25 protein-coding genes and 1 pseudogene are annotated in these 22,338 nt (G+C 55.1%); 17 read left to right on the top strand and 9 right to left on the bottom strand.

From position 1 onward, the window contains the following. Nucleotides 1–36: 36 nt before the first annotated feature. The 4 genes from N8E89_RS18775 to N8E89_RS18765 all read right to left on the bottom strand — a co-directional run bounded on the left by N8E89_RS18775 (nt 37) and on the right by N8E89_RS18765 (nt 2,902). Nucleotides 37–690: a hydrolase gene (locus tag N8E89_RS18775; RefSeq protein ID WP_262262746.1), complete on the bottom strand. Its 654-nt coding sequence runs from the start codon at nt 688–690 to the stop codon at nt 37–39. A 241-nt stretch (nt 691–931) separates the two neighbouring features. Further along, a complete protein-coding gene (locus N8E89_RS29390) occupies nt 932–1,138 on the bottom strand; it encodes an ATP-binding protein (protein WP_410010425.1) in 207 nt (68 codons plus the stop codon). A gap of 25 nt (nt 1,139–1,163) precedes the next feature. Then, nucleotides 1,164–2,327, bottom strand: coding sequence for a PAS domain-containing sensor histidine kinase (locus N8E89_RS18770; RefSeq protein WP_262262745.1), 1,164 nt, complete (start codon nt 2,325–2,327; stop codon nt 1,164–1,166). Nucleotides 2,328–2,344: 17 nt separating this feature from the next. Further along, a complete protein-coding gene (locus N8E89_RS18765) occupies nt 2,345–2,902 on the bottom strand; it encodes a PAS domain-containing protein (RefSeq protein ID WP_262262744.1) in 558 nt (185 codons plus the stop codon). A 451-nt stretch (nt 2,903–3,353) separates the two neighbouring features. Between N8E89_RS18765 and N8E89_RS18760 the strand changes: the two genes are divergently transcribed. The 14 genes and pseudogenes from N8E89_RS18760 (at nt 3,354) to N8E89_RS18700 (ending at nt 16,249) form a co-directional block, all read left to right on the top strand. Beyond that, on the top strand, nt 3,354–4,262 hold the full coding sequence (locus N8E89_RS18760; RefSeq protein ID WP_262262743.1) for a helix-turn-helix domain-containing protein: 909 nt from the start codon (nt 3,354–3,356) through the stop codon (nt 4,260–4,262). 235 nt (nt 4,263–4,497) lie between these two features. Continuing rightward, complete coding sequence (locus N8E89_RS18755) at nt 4,498–5,289, top strand: helix-turn-helix domain-containing protein (RefSeq protein ID WP_262262742.1); 792 nt, start codon at nt 4,498–4,500, stop codon at nt 5,287–5,289. Nucleotides 5,290–5,672: 383 nt separating this feature from the next. After that, a complete protein-coding gene (locus N8E89_RS18750; protein WP_315975720.1) occupies nt 5,673–6,497 on the top strand; it encodes an alpha/beta fold hydrolase in 825 nt (274 codons plus the stop codon). Between the two features lie 319 nt (nt 6,498–6,816). Continuing rightward, nucleotides 6,817–7,890 carry an MBL fold metallo-hydrolase gene (locus tag N8E89_RS18745; protein ID WP_262262740.1) on the top strand — a complete coding sequence of 358 codons (1,074 nt, stop codon included), beginning with the start codon at nt 6,817–6,819 and terminating at the stop codon, nt 7,888–7,890. 34 nt (nt 7,891–7,924) lie between these two features. After that, the gene (locus tag N8E89_RS18740) at nt 7,925–8,791 is read left to right on the top strand and encodes an alpha/beta fold hydrolase (RefSeq protein ID WP_262262739.1); all 867 of its coding nucleotides are present in this window, start codon (nt 7,925–7,927) and stop codon (nt 8,789–8,791) included. Between the two features lie 108 nt (nt 8,792–8,899). After that, a complete protein-coding gene (locus tag N8E89_RS18735; RefSeq protein ID WP_315975719.1) occupies nt 8,900–9,676 on the top strand; it encodes an alpha/beta hydrolase in 777 nt (258 codons plus the stop codon). A gap of 31 nt (nt 9,677–9,707) precedes the next feature. Next, nucleotides 9,708–9,893 carry a hypothetical protein gene (locus N8E89_RS18730; RefSeq protein ID WP_262262738.1) on the top strand — a complete coding sequence of 62 codons (186 nt, stop codon included), beginning with the start codon at nt 9,708–9,710 and terminating at the stop codon, nt 9,891–9,893. Nucleotides 9,894–9,955: 62 nt separating this feature from the next. After that, nucleotides 9,956–10,474, top strand: coding sequence for a Dps family protein (locus N8E89_RS18725; RefSeq protein WP_262262737.1), 519 nt, complete (start codon nt 9,956–9,958; stop codon nt 10,472–10,474). A 322-nt stretch (nt 10,475–10,796) separates the two neighbouring features. Beyond that, nucleotides 10,797–11,549, top strand: a complete 753-nt coding sequence (locus N8E89_RS18720; protein ID WP_262262736.1) for a gluconate 2-dehydrogenase subunit 3 family protein — start codon at nt 10,797–10,799, stop codon at nt 11,547–11,549. Nucleotides 11,550–11,558: 9 nt separating this feature from the next. Next, the gene (locus tag N8E89_RS18715) at nt 11,559–13,325 is read left to right on the top strand and encodes a GMC family oxidoreductase (protein WP_262262735.1); all 1,767 of its coding nucleotides are present in this window, start codon (nt 11,559–11,561) and stop codon (nt 13,323–13,325) included. After that, nucleotides 13,322–13,639, top strand: a pseudogene (locus tag N8E89_RS29035) (cytochrome c); the annotation flags it as partial. The gene N8E89_RS18715 and the pseudogene N8E89_RS29035, both read left to right, overlap by 4 nt. A gap of 262 nt (nt 13,640–13,901) precedes the next feature. Continuing rightward, on the top strand, nt 13,902–14,528 hold the full coding sequence (locus N8E89_RS29030) for a c-type cytochrome (RefSeq protein ID WP_315975718.1): 627 nt from the start codon (nt 13,902–13,904) through the stop codon (nt 14,526–14,528). Between the two features lie 27 nt (nt 14,529–14,555). Next, nucleotides 14,556–14,924: a hypothetical protein gene (locus tag N8E89_RS18705; protein WP_262262734.1), complete on the top strand. Its 369-nt coding sequence runs from the start codon at nt 14,556–14,558 to the stop codon at nt 14,922–14,924. Then, entirely contained in the window at nt 14,873–16,249 is a 1,377-nt protein-coding gene (locus tag N8E89_RS18700; protein WP_262262733.1) for a hypothetical protein, read from the top strand. The genes N8E89_RS18705 and N8E89_RS18700 overlap by 52 nt, the downstream gene beginning before the upstream one ends. Nucleotides 16,250–16,356: 107 nt before the next feature. Here N8E89_RS18700 and N8E89_RS18695 read toward each other — a convergent pair whose 3' ends face one another. After that, nucleotides 16,357–16,695 (bottom strand): hypothetical protein, encoded by a 339-nt coding sequence (locus N8E89_RS18695; RefSeq protein WP_262262732.1) that lies wholly within the window; start codon nt 16,693–16,695, stop codon nt 16,357–16,359. Between N8E89_RS18695 and N8E89_RS18690 the strand changes: the two genes are divergently transcribed. Then, on the top strand, nt 16,679–17,368 hold the full coding sequence (locus N8E89_RS18690; RefSeq protein WP_262262731.1) for an HlyD family secretion protein: 690 nt from the start codon (nt 16,679–16,681) through the stop codon (nt 17,366–17,368). The genes N8E89_RS18695 and N8E89_RS18690 overlap by 17 nt on opposite strands. Nucleotides 17,369–17,502: 134 nt before the next feature. Then, nucleotides 17,503–19,155 (top strand): FAD-dependent oxidoreductase, encoded by a 1,653-nt coding sequence (locus N8E89_RS18685; protein ID WP_262262730.1) that lies wholly within the window; start codon nt 17,503–17,505, stop codon nt 19,153–19,155. 113 nt (nt 19,156–19,268) lie between these two features. On the opposite strand, the gene N8E89_RS18680 is transcribed toward N8E89_RS18685, so the two are convergent. The 4 genes from N8E89_RS18680 to N8E89_RS18665 all read right to left on the bottom strand — a co-directional run bounded on the left by N8E89_RS18680 (nt 19,269) and on the right by N8E89_RS18665 (nt 21,386). After that, nucleotides 19,269–19,613 carry a tetratricopeptide repeat protein gene (locus tag N8E89_RS18680; RefSeq protein WP_262262729.1) on the bottom strand — a complete coding sequence of 115 codons (345 nt, stop codon included), beginning with the start codon at nt 19,611–19,613 and terminating at the stop codon, nt 19,269–19,271. Nucleotides 19,614–19,980: 367 nt separating this feature from the next. Beyond that, entirely contained in the window at nt 19,981–20,286 is a 306-nt protein-coding gene (locus tag N8E89_RS18675; protein WP_262262728.1) for a UBP-type zinc finger domain-containing protein, read from the bottom strand. Between the two features lie 23 nt (nt 20,287–20,309). Further along, nucleotides 20,310–20,663 carry a response regulator transcription factor gene (locus tag N8E89_RS18670; RefSeq protein WP_262263344.1) on the bottom strand — a complete coding sequence of 118 codons (354 nt, stop codon included), beginning with the start codon at nt 20,661–20,663 and terminating at the stop codon, nt 20,310–20,312. 93 nt (nt 20,664–20,756) lie between these two features. After that, on the bottom strand, nt 20,757–21,386 hold the full coding sequence (locus tag N8E89_RS18665) for a response regulator transcription factor (protein WP_262263343.1): 630 nt from the start codon (nt 21,384–21,386) through the stop codon (nt 20,757–20,759). 255 nt (nt 21,387–21,641) lie between these two features. Between N8E89_RS18665 and N8E89_RS18660 the strand changes: the two genes are divergently transcribed. Further along, a complete protein-coding gene (locus N8E89_RS18660) occupies nt 21,642–22,229 on the top strand; it encodes a helix-turn-helix domain-containing protein (protein WP_262262727.1) in 588 nt (195 codons plus the stop codon). Nucleotides 22,230–22,338 lie beyond the last annotated feature (109 nt).

The raw sequence follows: 22,338 nt of genomic DNA, 5'->3' as shown, positions 1-22,338 counted from the left end.
GTGCGCCGGGGCAGTGCCGGCGCACCTGTGCAGACATTAGCCCTCGTGGGCACCAAACATGGTCTTTGCGTAAATGATGCCAAGCCCGTATGCCCCGCCAAACTTCTTGGCGATTCCGGTGGTCATGTCGTACGTTTCCGTGCGTGCCCAATCCCGCTGCAGTTCAAGCATGTATTGAAGGGAGGTCATGGGCCGAGCTCCGGCCTGAATCATCCGGTCGGACGCGCGTTCGTGCGCCTCGGTGGACACGTCTCCGCAAGCGTCGCTGATGAAATAGACCTCGAAACCCTGATCAAGTGCCGAAAGCGCCGGACCCACAATGCATACCGACGTCCAAAGTCCGGCGAGGACAACCCTGTTCTTGCCGATACGGTTGACTTCTTCGATAACGGCGGCATCTTCCCAGGTGTTCATCGAAGTTCGATCGAAAAGTGTTTTGCCTTCGAATGCATCGGTAATCTCTGTGAACATAGGGCCAGAGAAGCTCTTTTCCGCCACGGTGGTCAGGATGGTGGAAACTCCGAAACCGGCAGCTGCGTTGGATATAAGCGCGGCATTGTTCCGCAGATTTACTGCATCGATCGATTTTGTGGCAAAAGACATCTGCGACTGGAAATCGATCAGAATCAGCGTGTGGTCTTTCGGGGATACCAGTTGGGATCCTGGCGTTGGGGTGGCTTTGATGGACATAACGGCTCCTCTCGACTGAAAAACATTTTCAGTTTCGTGGCGACTATGGTCGAGGCAGCCGATGCGCGTCTTGTCTGATTGAATTCCGTTTTGAAGATTTGCACGGTCACCTAAGAGCGGCGGAGCGAATGCTCATGCTTTTCGTCGAGAGGTCGACCAATGCTCCCAACACCGGCAGTGTGAGGCACGATCCTTGGTGGGGGAACACTGCCGTCGTGACACGAGCGGCCGCGTTACTCAGCTATGCCGTCATCTCGAATGTATCTGTCGAGTGCAGAGAGAGGGTATTGGGCAGACGTATCTCAACGAGTGCGCCCTCCGCGTCGTCCCGGTTGACGATCGCAATGGAGCCGCTGTGAGCCGTTACAATGGAGCGGCATATAGCCAACCCCAGCCCCATTCCGGAGTCTTTTGTCGTTGAAAATGCTCGAAACGTTCTTTCTGCCATTTCGGGCGCGAGGCCCGGGCCGGAATCAGCAATGCAGAATCCGGACGTCGTTGTCACCAGCTTCAGTCACGATCGATAAACTCCTGCGGTCCCGTGGTACCGACTCCATAGCCTGGATGGCGTTCGTGACGATGTTGCTGACCACTTGTTGCAGTAGAATGCGATCGCCCTCAATCACCGTGCTCACCGCGCGCAGGTTCAGAGACAAATCTATGTCTTGAGCCTCAAGTTCCCCCCGCTTCAAGTGAACGGTGTCGGCGATGACTTCGTCAAGCAACAGCTCTCCCATGTCCGTCTTGCTCTTGCTTAGGAGCATGCGGACGCGTTTGACGACACCATCGGCGTGTTGTGCGGCGATCACGACATCCGCCAGGGCCGTATGAGCTTCACTTATATCGGGTGGACTTTTGGCCAACCAGCGTTGGGCGGCTTGCGCGGACGTCGTGATCGCCGATAGCGGTTGGTTGACCTCGTGAGCGATGGATGCGGAGATCTCGCCAATCATGGCGGCGCGGGATGCCTGTTCAAGCTCCCGTCTGGTTTGCTCGAGCGTATTCTGAATAGCAAGTCGTTCTGTAATATCTACGATGCTGCCTTGAATGCGGTCGAGGCCAGCGCCATTTGGCGGAAAACTGAGGACGACGATGACATTTATGAGCTTGCCGTGCCGTCCCCTGACCGTCGCTTCCGATTGAAATGTTGAATGACCCTCGTCGATCGCGATCAGGCATTGCGCGAAGCTTTCATCGGTATCGGGAAGAAACTCGTCAAGATGAGTGAAAAATTCTTCCTTGCTCGGGACGCCCATCAGCTTCAGCGCCGTCTGGTTTACATCTGTTATTCGAACCAGCCGACGTGCCTTTTGTACAAACTCCGGATGCTGGGCCAGGTATTGACGCATGTCCTGGACGCCTGTCCTGTGCAGCGCGTCGAGCTCGTGTTTTACATCCCTGAAGTCATGTTCCCAGATCGCCACCGCAAGTGTTTCGAAAATTGTTCGAAATCGATGCTCGCTGACTTTCAGCGCTCGGTCCGCAACCTTTTGCTCGGAGATGTCCGTATTGGTTTCAAGAATGGTAGAGGCCGTGCCATGCCGATCTTTTTGCAGACGCCAGCGGCCCAAAACGTCGATTTCCCGCCCGTCTTTGATCTCGAACCCTGAGTTCTCCTTGCCAGTGTCCGCTTGCAATGAGTGCCGCCTCGGCATCATCGCGTGAGCCGGGGAAACGGGTCTGCAACAGCTCGTGAGCTGTCGCGGCCAAATACCTCGCTGCTGGACCAACCGTAAAGCTGCTGGGCTCCACGGTTCCAAAAGACGATTCTTCCCGAACTGTCTCGCAGGAAGATCGCGTCGTTCGTTAAATCCAACAGACGGGCCTGCGCCTCCAATATGACGCGGTCAGCGTGGCGTCGTAGGACCAGGACGGTGGTCACGATGTTGGTCGAAAGGCTGAACAGGAGCCGCAGCACCGCCTGCGGGTCCCCTTGATATCCGTGGACATAGGCAAAACTGGCAAGGGTCAGCGCAGCGCAGACCAAGGACCAAAACAGTGTCCACAATCGGTTCCCGAAGTCGCCGGCCAGAACAAGGACGAGGACGTAGAGAACGGCAATCGCACTGCCAAGGGAAGTGAAAGTGTCGATCAGAAAAATAATGCAGACTAGGCAAGCTGCTCCGATCAGTCGTATGCGCCGCTGCAATCCGCTTGTGCCAAGGGGAACATTCTCAGCATGCCATCGCTCGATAAGTCGCCGATTCACCATCGGGCTCTACCGACGGACAGGTTTGCGAGGGCAAGGAAGCACTCGCTTCTAAAATGGGGTGGGGTCCGCTTACGTTGTGCCACTATTTCCGTTGCCTCTTCGCCGAGGTGCCACTGTAATCGGTTGTCGTGTCAATCATCTTGAATGATGAGCTCTTATTTTGGACGTTATCGCCCGCTGCTCGTCGAGCCCTTATCCCGCCGTCGGGCCACGATCTGAACATATCCGTCAAATTGCAAGCCTCTCATACAAGAAGTTGTCCCAAGAAAGGCGCAAAATCCCATAGACTGTTATGCCTCGTGGACGGTTCGGATGAACCGCCAGTGTCGATTGAACGTTTGTTGTCCCCAGTTGCTCTTGACTGGGGGCTAATCTAAGCTAGCAAACTGAGGAGGCCCAGCTTTGATTGCGACTATCGTGGCGCATTTGAAGCGCCAGCTGGGAGGGTACATTGGATTCCATTGCTTCTAAGGAAGGAAGTGTCGGTCCGTATTTTGGATTGCCGCATGCCCCTTGCTTGAGTTTGAAACCGATGAACGCGGCGTCCTTTTCCGTCACTCGACTTCAGCGGGCCGTCGCGGACGGCACCGATTTCACAGTGGAGCTGCCTCCGCAGGACGCCTACTTCATGATGGTTTATCTGAGAAATGTGCGTCATTGCGACATTATCGCAGATGGGGCGCGCACAGATGTGACCCACTATCGGAAGGGATCCGTGTGTTTGGTGGATCTCACCGATGGCGCATCAATCTGTCTATACAGTGATCTGGACGCGCTCGCGTTCCGGTTGCCTCAGTCGCTTTTTGACGAGCTTATCGAGAGATCAACCGAGGCCCAGTTTCGAAAACTTCGTTGCAAGCGTGGCGAGATCGATCCTGTAATGCGTAACCTCGGCGTCGCTTTGCTTCCGCTATTCGAGGCATCACCATCCAAACCGCCAGCCGCGCTGCAACACATAGCCATCGCAACCTGCGCGCACCTCCTTCATAACTATAGCGACGTGTCGCTGGGCACTTCGTACAAGAATGGCTCCCTGTCACCTTGGCAGGAAAAGACGGCGAAGGAGTTTATGATCGATCATTTCCGCAGTGACATTTCAGTGACGGCCATCGCGGCCTCGGCTGGCTTGTCGAGCGGACATTTTTCCCATGCGTTCAAGAACGCAACTGGCCAAACCCCACATCAATGGCTGATCAAATTGCGTGTTGAACACGCTAAGGACTTGCTCGCAAACCGTTCGATGAACTTGTCGAAAGTTGCAGATGAATGCGGATTTACCGACCAAAGTCATTTTACCAAGGTGTTTTCGCGAGAAACCGGCATGACGCCTGCGGTCTGGCGAAACCGATGGCTTCAATAATCGCGCCCATGGTAAGTCAATAATAATCAGGCGATAATTAAAATCGCACTTTTTTGAAAGTTGCCGGTGTTTTTTACCAAGCGGATGTATAGTATGCACTCGCGCTCCCAGGCGTGCCTACATTCACGATTGGAAAGACCCGGTTTTGGACCAAGAGCTGCTAAATGTTTTCTCCGAGGGACTAAGGAAGCCCAAAAGGTCGTCAATCACGGCTTCGAATATTGTTGTGACGAGAATGAGCTACGACAAGTTTGATCTGCCGCCGAGCCCGGTGATTCCGTGTGATGATGCCTTTAACGTGATCACCCAGCTCACGGATTTTCAATCCCACAGACTTTGGAGGGGCGGCACGCTCGTCCACGATGGTGGGCATCCCAAAGGGACGCTTGCGATTACCGATCTTCGCGATCAGTGGCAATGCCAGCATCTGTCGCCTTTCGATAACGTCCGCTTTCACATTCCTTTTTCAAATGTCAGGGCCTTCACTGAAGAAGTCGGCAGGCCGGAGTTTACTGGTTTTGTTTGTCCGCCTGGCACGAAGGATGATGTCGTCCTCGGCTTGGCGCAGGCACTCCTTCCCGCACTTGCCAATCCGGAGCGTGCAAGTCAGCTGTTCCTCGAACAGATCAATCTTGCGATGCTCACACACCTCACACAGACCTATGGCGGACTTCATTTTCCCTCGCGAAGGAAGGGTGTGCTTGCTGCATGGCAGGAGAGGCGGGCGATAGACTTTCTGGCCGCGCACCTCAATGAGCAATTTTCAATTGCTGATTTGGCGACGGAGTGCGGTTTGTCGCGCAGCTACTTTATCAAGGCATTTAAAGAAACCTTTGGACGCACACCGTACCGTTGGCTGATCGAGTATCGCGTGGCGCGCGCCAAGCAGATGCTTCTGCTTGACACAACAATCGCGGAAATTGCCATCTCTTGCGGCTTTGCCGACCAGAGTCACCTGACGCGCGTATTTTCCGAGATCGTCGGTGAAGCTCCTGGAATGTGGCGGCGGAAAAATCGTCCGCAATAAACCCTCGCCGCGGATGGGGCAGATCATGCACCCCGAACGCGCCATTTGCTTGGGTTGACGCAATCTGAAATACCGCTATTTGCCCGTCGCCATTCCCCGGGGCGTCGTCCCCAACAATTCTTGAAAAACCTTTGATCTAGAAACCCGCAAGGCGTTCCGATTTCACCGGGCGACAGCTTGGTTGTTATTTCGCGTTGCGCAGCGCTTGGTTTGTCCAAACACGGGATAAACCGACAAGATTGGATCCCAACAGAAGCACTATCAAAGCGTACGGAACCCCACGCCTCCGGGTAGTAGCCGGAGTGACGCTTTCCGCCGCGATGGTGGTGCCAGCTTTCGCGCGAACCAATCCGAACCCAGCAAAGACAAAAGGAATGTCGGCAATGCATGATTTCATCGAAACGAAAGACAAGACCAAGATTTTTTACAAGGATTGGGGAACCGGCCAGCCTATCCTTTTCTCGCACGGTTGGCCGTTGTCCGGAGATGCGTGGGAAGCGCAGATGTTGTTCTTCGGCCAGCAGGGATACCGCGTCATCGCTCATGACCGGCGCGGTCACGGCCGATCGGACCAACCATGGGATGGCAACAACATGGACCAATACGCGGACGACTTGGCTGAACTGATTGAGAAGCTCGACCTCAGCAACCTGGTTCTTGTCGGCCATTCCACAGGTGGGGGCGAAATTGCTCATTACATCGGTCGTCATGGGAACGCTCGGGTCGCGAAGGTCGTCCTGGTGGGCGCAGTTCCGCCACTGATGTTGAAGACGGCTTCGAACCCGGAGGGCACTCCCATCGAGGTTTTCGATAACATCCGAAAGGGCACCGCGACGGACCGCTCGCAGACTTTCAAGGACCTGACGATGCCGTTCTACGGTTTCAACCGGGACGGCGCGAAGGTAAATGAGGGCCTGCGCGAATCCTTCTGGTTGGAAGGCATGATCGGCAGCATCAAGGGCCACTATGACTGCATCCGCGAATTCTCTGAGATCGACTACACTGATGACCTGAAGAAGATCGAAAAGCCGACGCTCGTGATTCACGGGGACGACGATCAGATTGTGCCGATCGCGGCATCCGCGGAAAAAACGGTCAAAATCGTAAAGAATGCAATATTAAAGGTCTATCCGGGAGCACCGCACGGACTCGCCCAGACCGAAGCAGAGAAGTTCAACAACGACGTGCTCGCTTTCATCAAATCGTAATAGAGCGACACCAGGCAAACGCGCCTCGGTATCGTCTTTGGTTGCTCGGCGGGCGATCCTCCCCTTCGCCCGCCGCTGGTCTCTTCAACGGCTTGCTAATCGTCATCTGCCAAGTCGCCTCCCGCGACAGCGGGTGTGGAAGTCTTCCTCATCCCCCCGTTGTTGCGGTGAGCGTCTGCCTTTCCAATCGTGTTCGTAAAACCAACCGTTTGTTGGCTGACGGCGATAAAGCGTTGATTTCAACAAATCGCAAAAGCCCTGTGCAAGAATGGTCTGGACTCCGCGTTAAGGTGCTGGCCACCACGCAAGGAGATCAAAAATGAAATTCAACCCCACGCGACCGCGCTTGGCCCGTTCCAGGCTTTTCATCCGACTGGCCTCTGCAGCGATCAAGCTGGCAGTCCCGGCTGTGCTTGTCGCTTATTTCTTCGTTCCTGCTGAGGCTGAAGCGCCCGTTGTCGGGACTCAGGCACCCGGTTTTTATCGTATGCCGCTCGGGAAATTTGAGATCACGGCGCTTTCCGACGGGACGCACCCGTTTCCCGTGCACAAGGTGTTGACCAAAGCCGCGCCCGCAGCCAGCGGAGTTGCCGGAAAGGTCGCCCCTCTCGATGAGGTGTCGCCCGGTGAGGCGGACGCCTTGCTGGCGCAAAACGAGCTAACAGCCCCCGTCGAAGGCTCAATCAACGCCTTTCTCGTCAACACTGGCGCTAAACTTGTTCTGATCGATAGTGGCGCGGGGTCGCTTTACGGTAAGTGTTGCGGACATCTTGTCGAGAACCTTCGCGCGGCCGGCTACAAGCCCGAGCAAGTCGATGAAATCTTCCTGACCCATCTCCATGCGGACCATGTCGGGGGCATTGCTCCAAACGGGAAAATGGCCTTTCCCAATGCGACCGTCCGCGTGAGCAAGGCGGATGCGGACTACTGGTTATCGGAAGCCGACGAGGCGGCCGCTCCGGCTCTGCTGAAGCCGATGTTTGATGGCGACAAGGTGTCACTTAAACCCTACATCGATGCTGGACGGTTCAAGCCGTTTGAAAGTGATCAGGAACTTACGCCGGGTATCCGTCCCATTGCCGCTGCGGGTCATACCCCTGGGCACAGCTTCTATCAGGTTGAGAGCGACGGGCAGAAGCTTCTACTTTGGGGTGATGTGGTGCATGTCGCGCCCGTTCAATTCCCCGATCCGAGCGTGACCGTCGCATACGACAGCGATGCGAACGAGGCTGTGGCCGAGCGAGACGCAATCTACTCGGATGCAGCTCGAAAGGGCTATTGGATCGGAGCAGCCCATATCTCCTTCCCCGGTTTGGGTCATGTCGGCGTCAAGGGGGGCGAGTTCTATTGGATACCCGCCAATTATTCGGCCGCGTCCGTTACGGGCAAGTGAAATCAACATTCACGAGAAACGCAGGAGTGCGACAATGACCGACATTCGGCACCACACCGTCATCGCAAACGGAATTCGCCAACATTACCTCGAAGCCGGAACGGGGCCAACCGTAGTTCTTTTACACGGGTTTCCGGAAACCAGCTTTGCGTGGCGATTTCAGATACCCGTTCTGGCAGAAAAGTACCATGTGATTGCACCAGACTTGCGGGGTTATGGCGAGACAGACAAACCGGCGGCCGGGTACGACAAACGGAACATGGCTCTCGACGTTCTGGAACTGCTGAAGTCCAGGAATATCGGGAAAATTGCATTGGTCGGCCATGACCGCGGTGCCCGCGTGGCCACGCGCTTCGCAAAGGATCATCCGCATATCGTCGATCGGCTGGTCGTGATGGATAATGTCCCGACGCGCCTTGTAGCGCGCAACATGAACGCGCAGACCGCACGGGCCTACTGGTTCTTCTTCTTTCACCTGGTGCCCGAACTCCCCGAAACATTGATCGCAGGAAAGGAGGACCTTTGGCTCCGTCACTTCTTTTCCGACTGGTGTTACAACCCGCATACAATCAGCGGAGCGGACTTTGACACCTACGTGCAAGCATACCGAAGCCCGGGCGCGGTCCGCGGAGCAATGTCCGATTATCGAGCGAACCGCGAAGATGTCGCCCAGGATCAAATAGATGCCGACGTGAAAATCAAGTGCCCGGTCTTGTCGCTTTGGGGGGCTGACTTCGAGGCGGTCGGCAAGATGTTTGACATGCCGGAGGTATGGCGGGAAATGGCGCACAATGTGAGAGCCGAAGCCATCGAGCAGTGCGGACACCTTCCACACGAGGAGCAGCCAGAAAGAGTGAATGGCCTTCTGCTTGAGTTCCTCGAGGGATGGGCCGGCCATTAAGCGTGTCCGGTTGGGAATCAAGTGAATTATTCAAATTGTGTCTGAATGTGCAAGAATAACTCAAGTATAAAAGTATTATAGCCATATTCTAACCCAGAGGATCTTAAAATGTTCAAGAAATACTCTATCGCACTTGCCATCTTGCTTGGCTCCACGATGATGTACGCGGAATCTTCTTATGCTGCCGAAAAGAAAACCGACGTCACCGTTGTCCTTGTTCATGGGGCATGGGCAGATGCGTCCAGCTGGAACAAAGTCATTCCTCTTCTGCAAAGGAAGGGATTGAATGTTATGACGGTTCAGAATCCGCTGACCTCACTTGGCGACGATGTCGCGGCCACAAAGCGGATTATTGACGACGCCAAAGGCAAGGTTGTCCTGGTCGGTCACAGTTGGGCTGGAACAGTGATCACACAGGCCGGCAATGATCCCAAGGTATCGGCGCTCGTTTACGTCGCCGCTTTCGCCCCCGACGTCGGTGAAACTGGCGACTCGCTGATCAAGTCCTATCCCACGCCTCCGGCACTTTCGACCGTTTCAGCCGACAAAGCAGGTTTCGTTGTGCAGACGGAAGAGGGGGTTCTCAAGAACTTCGCTCCCGATATCCCTGTCGCTGAGGCGAAAACTTTGGCGGTCACCCAAGGCCCCCTTGCTGCCAAGACATTTGGCGAAAAGGTTTCCCAGGCCGCATGGAAGACGAAACCCTCGTGGTACATCGTCTCCGCGAATGACAGGGTCATCAGTCCGGAGCTTGAAGCAGCTGCAGCCAAGCGCATGAATGCAAAGACCACGGTGCTGCAGTCCAGCCATGTTTCGCTTCTTTCGCATCCAAAACAAGTTGCCGCAGTAATCGAACAAGCAGCCGCTTCGCTTGCTACGAACTGAGGTTAGCCTGTTAAGCCAGGAGGGCGAAGCGGTGATCAAGTGCAGACACCATTCCGATGATGTTGTGCGCGACGGCATCGCCTCTCTGGCCGAGCCTTTGGATCTCTCGAACGCCTGGATGCCTCACACCGAACAAAGTTCGAATTTCGGGCGTGACGGGGCGCTCATCGAGACCGTCCCCATCACTGATCCAATCGCCTCGGGTCATATGCAGTAACCGTCGAACCAATCCTACGCGAGCGATATATGCTCTGCGTTCAAACCGATCATGGAAACAACATGGAACAGATTCTCAAATCACGCCGGACAGCGCCGCTGAAAACGCCGACGGGCTTATCCGAGGATGCAGTCAAGGATATATCCGCCGCGGCCACGACGCTTTTGGCCGACATTTTCGCTCTCTATTTAAAGACAAAAAACTTTCATTGGCATATGTCCGGTTCGCACTTTCGCGACTATCACCGAATGCTCGATGATCAGGGCGAGCAACTGTTTGGCATCACAGATCCCCTCGCCGAAAGGGTGCGGAAGCTGGGCGGCGTAACGCTGAAGTCGATCGGCGATATCGCTCGTCGCCAGCGTATCAGGGACAATGATGCGGATTTTGTGCACGCACATGGAATGCTCGCCGAGCTCAGGGAAGACACCGGCGAACTGGTCGCGAGCATGCGATCCCTGCATGCTCTTTGCGACGAACATGGCGACGTTGCGACCGCGAGCCTGCTCGAGAACTGGATCGATGAAGCGGAGCAGCGGATCTGGTTTCTGTTCGAGACGCTCCGGGGAACAAACGCTTAATTGGCGTGTAGAGCCATTTGGCGCTCGAACAAAGCAGCCCATTCCTGGTGCCCAAAGGATAAGCCAGCGGCAAGTGGCCTATGCGATCCATAAGATCAATGTGTTCCAATTTTCGCGATCACGCGCGGCCCCCGGCCTGCGCGTGGTCGCCCTGCCTTCGTGAGAGGGTGATTGACCTCGGTCTTCTGAAGCGCATGGGCGAAAATCCCATACGAATGTACAAATTCGATTTCCTACGACAATTCACCCGTCACGCTACTGGCTACTGTCACCTTGGCGCTCCGCCTCTGGAGCTCCCGCGATTTCGCATGAAGGAATCGGTATGGACGAACACGTTCCGTCACGCCTTTCACGGCGCAGTTTTTTATCCTCGGTCGCCATTTCGGCCTTGGCTGGCACTACGAGCACTGCACTCGCGCGGACGTTTTCCGATGTCTTGCCATGGGCCGCAAATGTTTCGGAGCCGCCCGTGCCGGTCCTACCCGGCAGCTGGCAGTTCTTCACGCCGGATGAAGCCATGACGGTCGAGGCGATCGTTGACTGTCTCATTCCCGCCGACGACCTCAGCATCGGCGGGAAGGAGGCGGGATGCGCTGTTTACATCGACCGGCAGCTAGCCGGTTCGTACGGCAGCTCAAGCCGCCTTTATACCAAGGGACCGTTCATGAAGGGATTGCCGACCCAAGGTTATCAGGGCGAAGCCACACCTGCGGGGATCTACCGCCGCGGCATCAACGCCATCAATACCTACCTGAAGACCAATAGCGTCGGCAAAGTCTTTTCCGAACTGCCGGCCGCCGAGAAGGATTCCTTTCTGAAGGATCTGGAGGCCGACAAGATCAAATTGCCCAATGATGTCGACGGCAGGGCGTTCTTCGGTGTCATCCTCAATAACGCAATGGAAGGCTTCTTCGCCGACCCGGTATATGGCGGCAACAAGAACATGGTGTCTTGGCGGATGCTCGGGTTTCCCGGCGCTCGATACGACTATCGCGATCACGTTTCCAAGCACAACCAGCCTTACCCCCTGCCGCCGGTTTCGATCGCTGGTGCGCCCGAATGGCCTGAAAAATAAGGGAATACGATGACAATACTTCTTCCACGCAAGGACGTTGTAATCGTTGGTCTAGGTTGGACTGGTTCGATTCTTGCCCATGAATTGACTGATGAAGGTCTGGACGTCCTGGCCATTGAGCGGGGCCCCTGGCGCGATACTGCGACCGATTTCAATATCGGTTACGCGCAGGACGAGTTGCGCTACGGCATCAGGCGGGATCTTTTCCTGCAGCCTTCAGTAGAAGCCATGACAATGCGGAACAACCCAAATCAGGTTGCCCTTCCCATGCGTGACTATGGCTCGTTCCTGCCCGGCAATGGCGTCGGAGGCGCTGGTGTTCACTGGAATGGACATACTTGGCGCTTCTGGGATTCAGATTTTCAGATACGCAGCAGGCTGACAGAGCGCTACGGGGCGGCAAAATTCGGCGATCTGCAAGTGCAGGACTGGGGTATCACCGCAGACGAAATCGAACCCTATTATGATCGGTTTGAGTATTTAGCTGGCATTTCCGGCAAGGCAGGCAACATAGAGGGGCGGATCCAGGAAGGTGGCAATCCTTTTGAGGATCCACGCGCTCGCGACTATCCCTTGCCGCCGATGCAAATGACGTATGCGCCCACATTGTTTGCCGAGGCGGCCCGCTCCCTGGGATGGCATCCATTTCCGACGCCGTCCGCAAATCTTTCTGAGGCCTATGTCAATCCGCTCGGCATTGCGATGGGGCAGTGCACCTTCTGCGGGTTCTGCGAACGGTTTAGATGCGCCAACTATTCGAAATCCAGTGCCCAAACCACGATCTTGCCCGTTCTCATGAAGAAGAAAAACTTCGAGGTCCGCACCGACAGCGAGGTCCTTCACGTCAATCTCGATAGTTCGGGCAAGGTGGCGAAAGGCGTCACCTATATCGACACGTCCGGCGTCGAATATTTCCAGCCCGCTGATTTGGTTCTTTTGTGCGCTTACGGACTTCACAACGTGCGCCTGATGATGCTGTCCGGCATCGGGAAGATGTACGATCCAAACACGGGTGAAGGAACAATCGGGCGTAACTACTGTTACCAGACCAATGCGGGGGCGCAGGTCTTCTTTGACGACAAGAACTTCAACCCGTTCATCGCGGCGGGCGCACTTGGCCAGACGGTCGACGATTTCAATGGCGATGCCTTTGATCACGGGAGTGTCGATTTCGTGGGAGGAGCGGGCATTAATTGTATTCCTACAAACGGTCGACCGATTGCAACCCGGCCGGTCGCTCCGGGAACTCCGAAATGGGGCTCGGATTGGAAGAGGGCAACGGTTCAAGCCTACAAGAGTACGCTCACATTCTCGTCGCAGGGTTCAAGTTATCCAAGTCGCATCAACTATCTCGATCTGGATCCCACCTACAAGGATCGGTTCGGTCGACCGCTCATGCGAATGACGTTCGATTTTCCCGATAACGATATCCGCATGTCGGGCTATGTCTCCGATCGGATGGAAACGCTCGCCGAGGCTCTGGGTGGCCGCCAATATGTCTCCGCCCGGCGGAAGAAGGGATGGGATTCCGTCCCCTATCAGAGCACCCACAATACCGGCGGGGCCATCATGGGGGCGGATCGATCGACCAGCGCCGTGAACAAGTACCTCCAAAGCTGGGATGTGCCGAATGTTTTCGTTATCGGCGCTTCCGCGTTTGCCCACAACGCGGGCAAGAACCCCACCGGGACCGTTGGTGCATTGTCGTATTTCGCGGCCGACGCAATCCGCAACAAATACCTGCGGAATCCCGCAACTCCCTTGGTGTCGGCATGAGGAGGATCATTTGCCTGCTGGCGCTTGGATCGTTTGTTCAATCCGCCCAAGCCGCCGATCAGGCCGACACGATCGACAGGGGCCGGTATCAAGCAATCCTTGGGGATTGCGCTGCGTGCCACACAAAGGTCGGGGCAACGCCATTGGCTGGCGGCGAGCCGATCGATACACCCTTCGGAGCCCTTATCCCCCCAAACATTACACAGGACAAAGAGACTGGTATCGGAAATTGGTCAAAGAATGATTTCATCAGGATGATGAGGTCCGGCGTCGGGCACAACGGCGTCCGCCTCTACCCGGCCATGCCTTATCCGGCCTATACGAAGATGAGGGATCAGGACCTTTCCGACCTTTGGGATTATCTTACCACCGTCGAGCCCGTCTCCAATAAAGTCGAGGCCAATCAACTGCCGTTTCCCTTCAGCATCCGATTGTCGATGTGGGGGTGGAATTTGCTCAACTTCACACCGGAGCGCTTTACGCCGAACCCGGAGCAATCTGTCGAATGGAATCGCGGGGCTTATCTCGTTGAGGGCGCTGCCCATTGTGGCACATGTCATTCGCCGAAAAATCTGCTTGGAGCTGACAAGAACGCTCAATTCCTGCAAGGAGCGCTCGCTCCAGGGCTGGTATGCGCCAAACATAACCGGCGACCCAAGCGTCGGCATCGGATCTTGGAGCAAGGAAGAACTCGTCCGTTATCTCAAGTCGGGTGTCAACCATACGACTGTCGCATCTGGTCCGATGGCGGAAGCGATTCAGAATTCCACTTCCCTGATGACCGATGCTGATTTGAATGCGATGGCGGCGTACTTGAAGAGTTTGCCCTCCGGCAGCGTCGACAGGCCGACGCCCCTTCCGCCAAGCGATCCCCGCATGCTCGCGGGTTCGGTCATTTACCACGACACGTGTTCGGCCTGCCACGGAATGGACGGGAAGGGAGCCATGCCTTTGTTCCCGGCGCTCTCCGGAAACCCGATCGTTCAGCAGTCGAATGTCGAAACGCTCGCCCACGTCGTTCTCGCGGGCAGTCAAGGAGTTCACACGCCAACGGCCGTGACGACACCCTCAATGCCGTCGTTGAGCTGGCGGCTCGACGATCAGCAAATTGCAGACGTTCTGAACTTCATCCGAAATACGTGGGGGAATTCGGGTTCCGTCGTAACGCCAAATGAAGTGGCCGCGGTGCGGGGCGAGCAATGAAAAGCGAACACCCCGCTGGACACCGACATGCTTGATCGTTTTGCGATAAACCGTGCGTCGATGCTTGGTCGGTCTATCCGCAGGCTTCATTCTTTCCAGGATCAACCTTGGGAATTTTCCGAGGCGGAGCGCGGGGTCATTCCGGGCGCTCCGCCAACGCCGGATCACCCATTTTCCCGCCGCATGACTTATGCTCTCACAAGTGTGCTCGTTAGCATCACGGGAGGGCTTGGAAACGCCGTCGTGGTAGCCAATCTTCCCTATCTTCAGGGTTCACTAGGATTGAATCTGTCGGAAATGGCATGGCTCCCGGCTGCTTATCTCATCACGAATGCCATTGCCGGGTGCCTTCTGGTCAATATCGTCAACAGTTCGGCATCCGCTCGTTCTGCGTGATTTTTCTCGCCCTGCACGTGATCTTCATACTCGGACATCTCTTCGTCAGAGATTTGGCCAGCGCCGTCGCGGTACGGGCGGCGAGCGGCGTCGCCGGATCCGCGTTAACAGCGCTTGGCGTTTTCTACATGATCCAGGCGTTGCCGATGGCGCACAGGCAACGGGCCGTGGTTCTCGGAATCGGCATGCCACAGCTAGCACTGCCGCTTGCCAGGCTATTCCCGATCGACTTTTTGGCGCTCGATAACTGGCGCGGCCTCTACCTTTTTGAACTGGGGTTGTCGTTGCTAACCTTGGCCGCGGTCTTTTGCGTCCGGCTTCCGCCAAACAAAAGGGTGGCCGCCTTTGAGAAACTCGATCTGGTGACCTTCTTTTTCTACGCTTGCGCGATTGCGTTCTTTGGTTCCGCGGTGGGTTTGGGAAGCTATCTGTGGTGGACCAATCGTGCGTGGATCGGATGGTTCTTGGCAGCGGCACTGCCCTGTTTAATGATTGCGCTTTGCATTGAATACTTTCGAGCGAGACCACTTATCAACGTCAGATGGCTTGGAAACGTCGTACTGATCCGCTTCGCGCTTGTGTCCCTTGTGGCGCGCATTGTCTTGTCCGAGCCGTCCATTGGGGCCATTGGCCTGCTCAGGGACTTCGGCCTGGCAAACGACGATATCCGTCCGCTGTCGCTGCTTATCCTTGTTGCGGCAGTCGCAGGACTGACCACAAGCGCGATAGCAGTGAGTCCAACCCGTGTCACTCCGTTAGTTATGCTGGCTGTCGCGTTGGTTGCTGTAGCGTCGTTTGCCGACTCTTATGCCAGCATGTCCACCCGACTCCCGCAACTTTACTACACTCAGATGATGATCGCATTCGCGACTACTGTTTTCATCGGGCCATCCTTCGTTTTCGGAATGAGCAAAGTGATCGCCGGGGGCGGTGCGAACATGACGAGCTTCGTCGCGCTCTTCGGTATTACGCAATCCATCGGTACGCTGGTCGGAACGTCGATCATCCAGACCTACCTCACGTATAGCCAGCAATACCATCTAACAAGCTTCGCTGGACAAGTCGGAAAGTCGAACCCTCTGGTTTCGGACACCACGCGGGCTCTGGCTCAGGATTATGCATCAGTGATTCAGGACCCTACACTTCGTGCTGCCGAAGGACTGTCACAGTTTGGTCAGCATATCCTTCTCAACGCCCGCGTTGCCGCATACGACGATGTCTTTTTCCTCGTGTCGGCCTTGGCAGGTATCACGACAATTTTCTTGATGGGGGTGATCCTGCATGGCTGGCGGGCAAATCGTCGCGTCCAAAGGTCGACACAATGACCACCACCGAACTGCCCATCGAACAGAAGGACTTAAAGATCGTCGTGCCGGTGGGCCCATGGAGGCCGCCTGCGAACAGTGTTCTGACCATTCTTCTGGCAATAGCGTCAGCTGTCGCGGGGATGCTGGCAATCCTTGCCGCGTGGCAACTGCCTCCTTTCGCGACTGCGGTCGTTAGCACTGAGAATGCCTATATCCGGGGCCGAACGATGATAATCAGCCCGCAAGTCAGCGGTTACATCAGCGAGATAAAAAGCCAAGACTACGAACGGGTTGAGCAAGGGCAGGCCCTGTTTCGCATCGACGATAGGGTCTATCGCCAAAAAGGTCGCCGAGGCCCAAGCAAACCTGGACGTCGCAAATGCAAATCTGGCAAATAATGAACAGCTCGTTGCAGAGCGGAACGCCGACATCGCCTCGGCTAATGCAATGATCGAAAGTGCCAATGCCCAACTTGCAAAGACGTCGGCCGATCTGGCTCGTGCAAACCAATTGGTCACTCAGGGAACGGTCTCCTACAGTACCTTTGACACCGCTCGTGCCGCGGAGGGTTCCGCGCGGGCATCCCTTTCAGCAGCGAAGGCCGGTCGGGAGAGCGCGAGACAAGGATTGCGGTCGGCGGAAGTGAATGCAAACGCGTTGCAGTCGCAGGTGGAAAGCGCGATGGCGCTTCTCGAACTCGCCAAAATCGATCTGGGCTACACGATTGTCTCCGCTCCCGAACGCGGAGAGTTGAGCGACATCGGCGCACGCGTTGGGCAATATGTCACCAATGGAACGCAGCTTGTGTTTCTTGTGCCCGACACGCGCTGGGTAATCGCCAACTACAAGGAAGCCCAAACCGCGGCAATTAGACCAGGACAAAAAGCCTGGTTCACGGTGGATGCCCTTGATGGCGGTCGGTTCAGCGGCATAGTGGAACGACTTTCACCCGCCGCCGGATCAGAATTTTCAGTTCTCCGGACAGACAACGCGATCGGCAACTTCACGAAGATTCCGCAACGTATTTCGGTTCGTATCAAGATTGATCCCGGTCAACCCGATATCGAGAGACTACGGCCAGGCATGTCGGTGGAAGCATCTGTCGACACCTCGGCTAGTGGAGGGTCGCAAGAGTGAGTGGAGACATTGTTCAAATGTCAGGGCGTTTATTTCGACAGTTTGTCCAAATACGCCTCCAATCTCCTAGTCCGGAAAATTCCACAAAGCTAGCTTCTCCATCACCACATTTCTTTCGCTGATGGAGACCAACAATGCTCGCCTCAACTCCCGATCTTACTGACCCCTGGTTACGCGAGGCACAAACTTTTCCGGTGCTTTCAGCGGAAATGATTGAGCGTGTATCGTCGTACGGGCAGGAACAGTTCATCCCCGTCGACACGTTTCTGTTTGAACGTGGGCAGCGAGGGATCGACTTCTTCCTCGTGCTTGGCGGTGAGATCGAGGTATTGGCGGACGACGCTCGAAACGGCCGATCATGTTTGTATGTTTACCGTACAGGGCAATTCAGCGGCGAACAGAACTTGTTCACGAGCCGGCAGATTTTGCTTTCGGGTTTGGCAAAAGCCGGAACCCGCGTATTGCGCGTGGCAAATCAAGACTTTCGCTCACTGATTACTGGCGAGTCCGATATCGGCGAGATGATAATTCGCGCATATATTCTGAGACGCACTGGTTTCGTGCGTCACGCAAAGGGGGGCGTTCTGCTGATCGGCCATCGACAGCATGGCGACCTTCTGCAATTGCAGCGTTTCATGATCCGAAATTTCTATCCGGTTGAGATACTGGACCCCACGATCGACAAAGGCGCAAGCGATTTGGTCAACGACCTCGGACTTGAACCCGATGATCTTCCCGCAGTTGTTACGCCCGATCGAAGGGTGCATCGCAATCCGTCAAAATCCGAATTGGCCGACTATCTTGGAATTAGCGAGCCGCCGGACGCGGATATCGTCTACGATGTGGCAGTCGTTGGAGCGGGGCCAGCAGGGCTCGCCTCTGCCGTCTACGCAGCGTCGGAAGGATTGAATACGGTCGTGATTGAGGGTTTGGCCCCCGGGGGCCAAGCTGGCACATCGTCCAAGATCGAAAACTATCTCGGTTTCCCGACCGGGATTTCAGGTCAGGCGCTTGCGGGGCGAGCCCACATTCAAGCCCAGAAATTCGGCGCGAAGCTTTCCGTGTCTCGTGAGGTGACGAGCATGGATTGCTCGACATATCCCTATCGCCTCGTGCTGGAAGACCAAAAGACCCTTCGTGCGCGATCAGTCGTGGTGGCTACCGGCGCGCGGTACCGCAAGCTGGACGCTCTCAACTACGCGAAGTTTGAAGGACAGGGCATTTATTATGCAGCCACGGCAATGGAATCGCAGCTTTGTGCTAACGAGGAAGTTGTCGTTGTCGGAGGCGGCAATTCGGCTGGACAGGCGGCCATTTTCCTGTCGCGCACCGCTCGGCATGTTCATATGCTGATGCGGAGTGGAATCGCGAAGACGATGTCAGATTACCTTGTCCGACGCATCGAAAGTTCACCCGGAATCTCACTTCACCAACAAAGTGAAATCACTGCCTTGCACGGTCATGACACATTGGAAGGCGTAACCTGGATCGACCGGCAGACCGGCACATCAAGGGATCTGCCGGTAACGAGCATATTCGTCATGATCGGGGCTGAGCCCAATACAGACTGGCTTGTGGACTGCCTTGAACTGGATCGCAACGGTTTCGTCAATACAGGTCCGAAATGCTCCGAGAGCCGGTCGGTAACGCCATACGGCACTTCGATACCCGGCATATTCGCGGTGGGGGATGTTCGTGGATCTTCGGTCAAGCGAGTTGCGTCGGCTGTCGGTGAGGGATCTGTGGTGGTTCAGGCAATCCACCAATTTCTTGAGCGACACATCTGAGAGACCGCTAAACGATGTGCCGTTGAATCTCGGGCCCTGTTATTGGCATCCATGAAAAAGCAGCCTTCAATCATACCGAGGCTGATTTGGGCATCCACTTTGTCACCCGACCTTCACTGTGTTTCTTTGGCCAGTTGAGCGAGCATGTGCTTGGAGGGCTCATCGCCCTGTGCAGCGGACCTGCGAAACCATTTTATAGCTTCTTGAGTGTCTGGACGCACGCCGCGCCCGTCATAATACATGAAACCAACGTAGCGTTGAGCTATGGCATTCCTCTGGTCAGCGCATTTGCGATACCAATACAAGGCCTCGACATAGCTTTTCGGAACACCTGTGCCACGGTAGTACGCGGTTCCAAGATTGATCTGACCCGGCTGATTCCCTTGCTTCGCAGCTTTGCGATACCATTCAACTGCCACCTGTTCGCTCTTTGTGGTGCCAACTCCGTGCATGGACATCAGACCAACATCCGTTTGGGCCCCGGGTGGCCTGCTTCGGCCGCTCTACTTAACCAATAAAACGCCTCGGATTCAGATCGAGATCACGCCACGCCCTTAGCGGTACTTGGTGCCGAGGCGATACTGCGCTTCAGGGCTGCCTCTTTCGGCTTCAGACTTCCATAGATTTTCTTGCGTTTCGTTTGCCCGCGCTGCAACCGAAAATGGCTGAGGCAATAATAACGATAGCACTAATACCAGTGCGATTCTCTTTCTCGCCAACTGGAACCCCCAAGCCAATCACGTCGCATTCTTTCGTCTAAGTATCACAGATCACTACTTAAATTCTGACCAAAAGGGTTCGGGTGTCCCACTTTGTCAACACGCTCTAGTAAAATCTCGGGATCGGGCCGACTTGTTCTGTCTGATCGGGCAATTCAACGAAGATTTCGTCGACGTAACACCATCCCCAGCCTTCAGGCGGGTCGTAGCCCTCAATAATCGGGTGTCTCGTTGCATGAAAGTGCGCGGTGGCATGCTTGCCGGGGGACTGATCGCAACAACCTACGTGGCCGCATTCACGGCACAAGCGCAGATGGACCCAGACCTGTCCCTCTGCCAGACATTCCTCACACCCAAGTGTCCCCGGCCGAACTTTCCGCACCGATGTCACGTGCCTGCAAGAATGTACCATTGGCGAATCCTTTCTGGATCAAATCAGCTTGAAAGCGCCTGCTCGATGCAGGACGCCAAGACTTCAGCTTCAAAGGGTTTCTGTAAAACGCAAACGTCTTGCCCAACGCGCTGCCGTACGACTTCTTCGGCAAATGCAGTTATGAAAATGAACGGAATCTTCCTCTCGCAAGACTGGAGACGCATGAAGAGATCAATTCCGCTCATTCCCTGCATGTGGACATCTGACACAATACACGATGTTGTCATTGCAAACTCTGAATCGAGAAACTCCTCCGCCGAGACAAAAGTCTGAACTGAAAAACCCAGCGACCTCAACAGGCTGCTCGTCGCACGTCGAACCGTCGCTTCATCGTCAATGATAGATACGAATTCCACCCTGGGTAGACCAATCTCCGGCAATCCGGCGTGTTTGAAGTTTGTCGTATTATGCCTTTTGACGGAGCGATTTGAAATTATACGGTAGTTTACTCAGCGTAGATTTTCGGAAGAACTGATATCCAAGGACTCTGCCATTTTGACCAGGTCTGCGAATGTTTTCGCCAACATTTTCCTGGTGATCTTGCCCCGATGAATCTTGACCGTAATCTCGCTCAGCCCGAGTTCACCAGCGATCTGCTTGTTCATAAGTCCGGAGGTGGCCATGATCATGATTTGCTTTTCACGGGTTGAAAGGCGTTGATAACGCTCCTTCAATTCATGCAATGATCGACCCGATGTTCGGGCGCGACGGTTTTTCTCCGCCGCGGCCGCAACGGCATCCAAGATGTCCTGGTCTCGAAACGGCTTGGCAAGAAAGTCTGCAGCACCAGCTTTCATGGCGCGAACGGTCATTGGGATGTCGCCATGGCCGGTTATAAATATAACCGGAAGGTTCACGTCCATGTCTGCCAATTTTTGTTGGAAATCCAATCCACTGAGGAATGGCAAGCGAACATCCAGAATGAGGCAATTTGCCTCCTGCAAGGCGGGATCGTCATAGAGTTCCTGGGCAGTGGCGAAGGTCTTCACGCGATAACCGACTGAGCGGAGCAGGGTGCTCAAGGCTTTACGGACGAGTTCTTCGTCATCCACGACGAAAACCAACGGACTCTCTAACATATGCACGCTTTTCAATGGATAGCTTCAGCTGTCGGCTTGTAGTTTGACCACGCGTTCGGCGCGCAATTGCAATCTAAGTTTGTCAATCAATCAAGATAATCAGCTGCGGCCCTGTGAGCAAGTATACCCGGGTATGTTTTCGCAAAACCCAAGTGTGCGAAAAGCCAATTACAGTACGATTTTCCAAATGCGACGGCGTCTTCAAAATCAACCTTGCAAATCACGAATCCCGTGGGTTCCATAAGGAGATCGAAGATGTCAGTCACTGCGCTAGCAATTCGCGGAAATAGTCAGCCCCGCCTCGATATAATCAAATTGAACCACGCAGCCTCAAGCGAAGTTTCCGAACTACTGCTCAGCGCTATGACTTGTATTGAAAACGATGAGGCAATCGCTCTCGATTTCGTAAAAAAAGCCTCCAGGCTTCTTCGTCCTCACTATGTCATCTCTGATGCCGGGGTAACGCGAGATCCTATGATCGCTATCGGCGGGCTCGCTCCCTGGCAGATCAATCGCCTAAAAACATACATTGCCGAGCGAATATCCTCGCAGATTTCTCTTCATGAGCTAGCGCGTCTCGTGAAGCTCAGCACCAGCTATTTTTCATCCGCTTTCAAGGCCAGTATCGGATTATCGCCCCATAACTATATTGTCGCCCAGCGTGTAGAGTTCGCCAAACACCTGATGCTGAACACCGAAGCGCCTCTATGCGAAATCGCGTTGGACTGCGGGCTGGCAGATCAGGCGCATCTCTCCAGAGTATTTCGACGTTTGACCGGCACGACCCCGAGCGCATGGAGGCGATTCTGTAAAACAGCCAGCAGGCATCACTACGACACATGATGTTGAACATCGAGACCTTACTGTTCACTCCCTAGATACAATGCGTGTTCAGTAACGAGCCTTTTGCGGAGGGAACAGTCGGCCCATCTACCTCCCATGGAAACCTTGG

Origin of the sequence: Phyllobacterium sp. A18/5-2 (genome assembly GCF_025452215.1) — a bacterium.
GTDB lineage: Bacteria > Pseudomonadota > Alphaproteobacteria > Rhizobiales > Rhizobiaceae > Phyllobacterium > Phyllobacterium sophorae.
Note: the sequence above shows the minus strand (reverse complement) of the source record. Positions and strands in the feature narration are given on the sequence as shown.

Bases quoted from the DNA above. Each gene is read 5' to 3' on its own strand.
- N8E89_RS18775 (WP_262262746.1), bottom strand. From the start codon at position 690: ATGTCCATCAAAGCCACCCCAACGCCAGGATCCCAACTGGTATCCCCG.
- N8E89_RS29390 (WP_410010425.1), bottom strand. From the start codon at position 1,138: ATGGCAGAAAGAACGTTTCGAGCATTTTCAACGACAAAAGACTCCGGA.
- N8E89_RS18765 (WP_262262744.1), bottom strand. From the start codon at position 2,902: ATGGTGAATCGGCGACTTATCGAGCGATGGCATGCTGAGAATGTTCCC.
- N8E89_RS18755 (WP_262262742.1), top strand. From the start codon at position 4,498: ATGAGCTACGACAAGTTTGATCTGCCGCCGAGCCCGGTGATTCCGTGT.
- N8E89_RS18750 (WP_315975720.1), top strand. From the start codon at position 5,673: ATGCATGATTTCATCGAAACGAAAGACAAGACCAAGATTTTTTACAAG.
- N8E89_RS18745 (WP_262262740.1), top strand. From the start codon at position 6,817: ATGAAATTCAACCCCACGCGACCGCGCTTGGCCCGTTCCAGGCTTTTC.
- N8E89_RS18740 (WP_262262739.1), top strand. From the start codon at position 7,925: ATGACCGACATTCGGCACCACACCGTCATCGCAAACGGAATTCGCCAA.
- N8E89_RS18735 (WP_315975719.1), top strand. From the start codon at position 8,900: ATGTTCAAGAAATACTCTATCGCACTTGCCATCTTGCTTGGCTCCACG.
- N8E89_RS18725 (WP_262262737.1), top strand. From the start codon at position 9,956: ATGGAACAGATTCTCAAATCACGCCGGACAGCGCCGCTGAAAACGCCG.
- N8E89_RS18720 (WP_262262736.1), top strand. From the start codon at position 10,797: ATGGACGAACACGTTCCGTCACGCCTTTCACGGCGCAGTTTTTTATCC.
- N8E89_RS18715 (WP_262262735.1), top strand. From the start codon at position 11,559: ATGACAATACTTCTTCCACGCAAGGACGTTGTAATCGTTGGTCTAGGT.
- N8E89_RS18705 (WP_262262734.1), top strand. From the start codon at position 14,556: ATGCTTGATCGTTTTGCGATAAACCGTGCGTCGATGCTTGGTCGGTCT.
- N8E89_RS18690 (WP_262262731.1), top strand. From the start codon at position 16,679: ATGATCGAAAGTGCCAATGCCCAACTTGCAAAGACGTCGGCCGATCTG.
- N8E89_RS18685 (WP_262262730.1), top strand. From the start codon at position 17,503: ATGCTCGCCTCAACTCCCGATCTTACTGACCCCTGGTTACGCGAGGCA.
- N8E89_RS18680 (WP_262262729.1), bottom strand. From the start codon at position 19,613: ATGTCCATGCACGGAGTTGGCACCACAAAGAGCGAACAGGTGGCAGTT.
- N8E89_RS18675 (WP_262262728.1), bottom strand. From the start codon at position 20,286: ATGGTACATTCTTGCAGGCACGTGACATCGGTGCGGAAAGTTCGGCCG.
- N8E89_RS18665 (WP_262263343.1), bottom strand. From the start codon at position 21,386: ATGTTAGAGAGTCCGTTGGTTTTCGTCGTGGATGACGAAGAACTCGTC.
- N8E89_RS18660 (WP_262262727.1), top strand. From the start codon at position 21,642: ATGTCAGTCACTGCGCTAGCAATTCGCGGAAATAGTCAGCCCCGCCTC.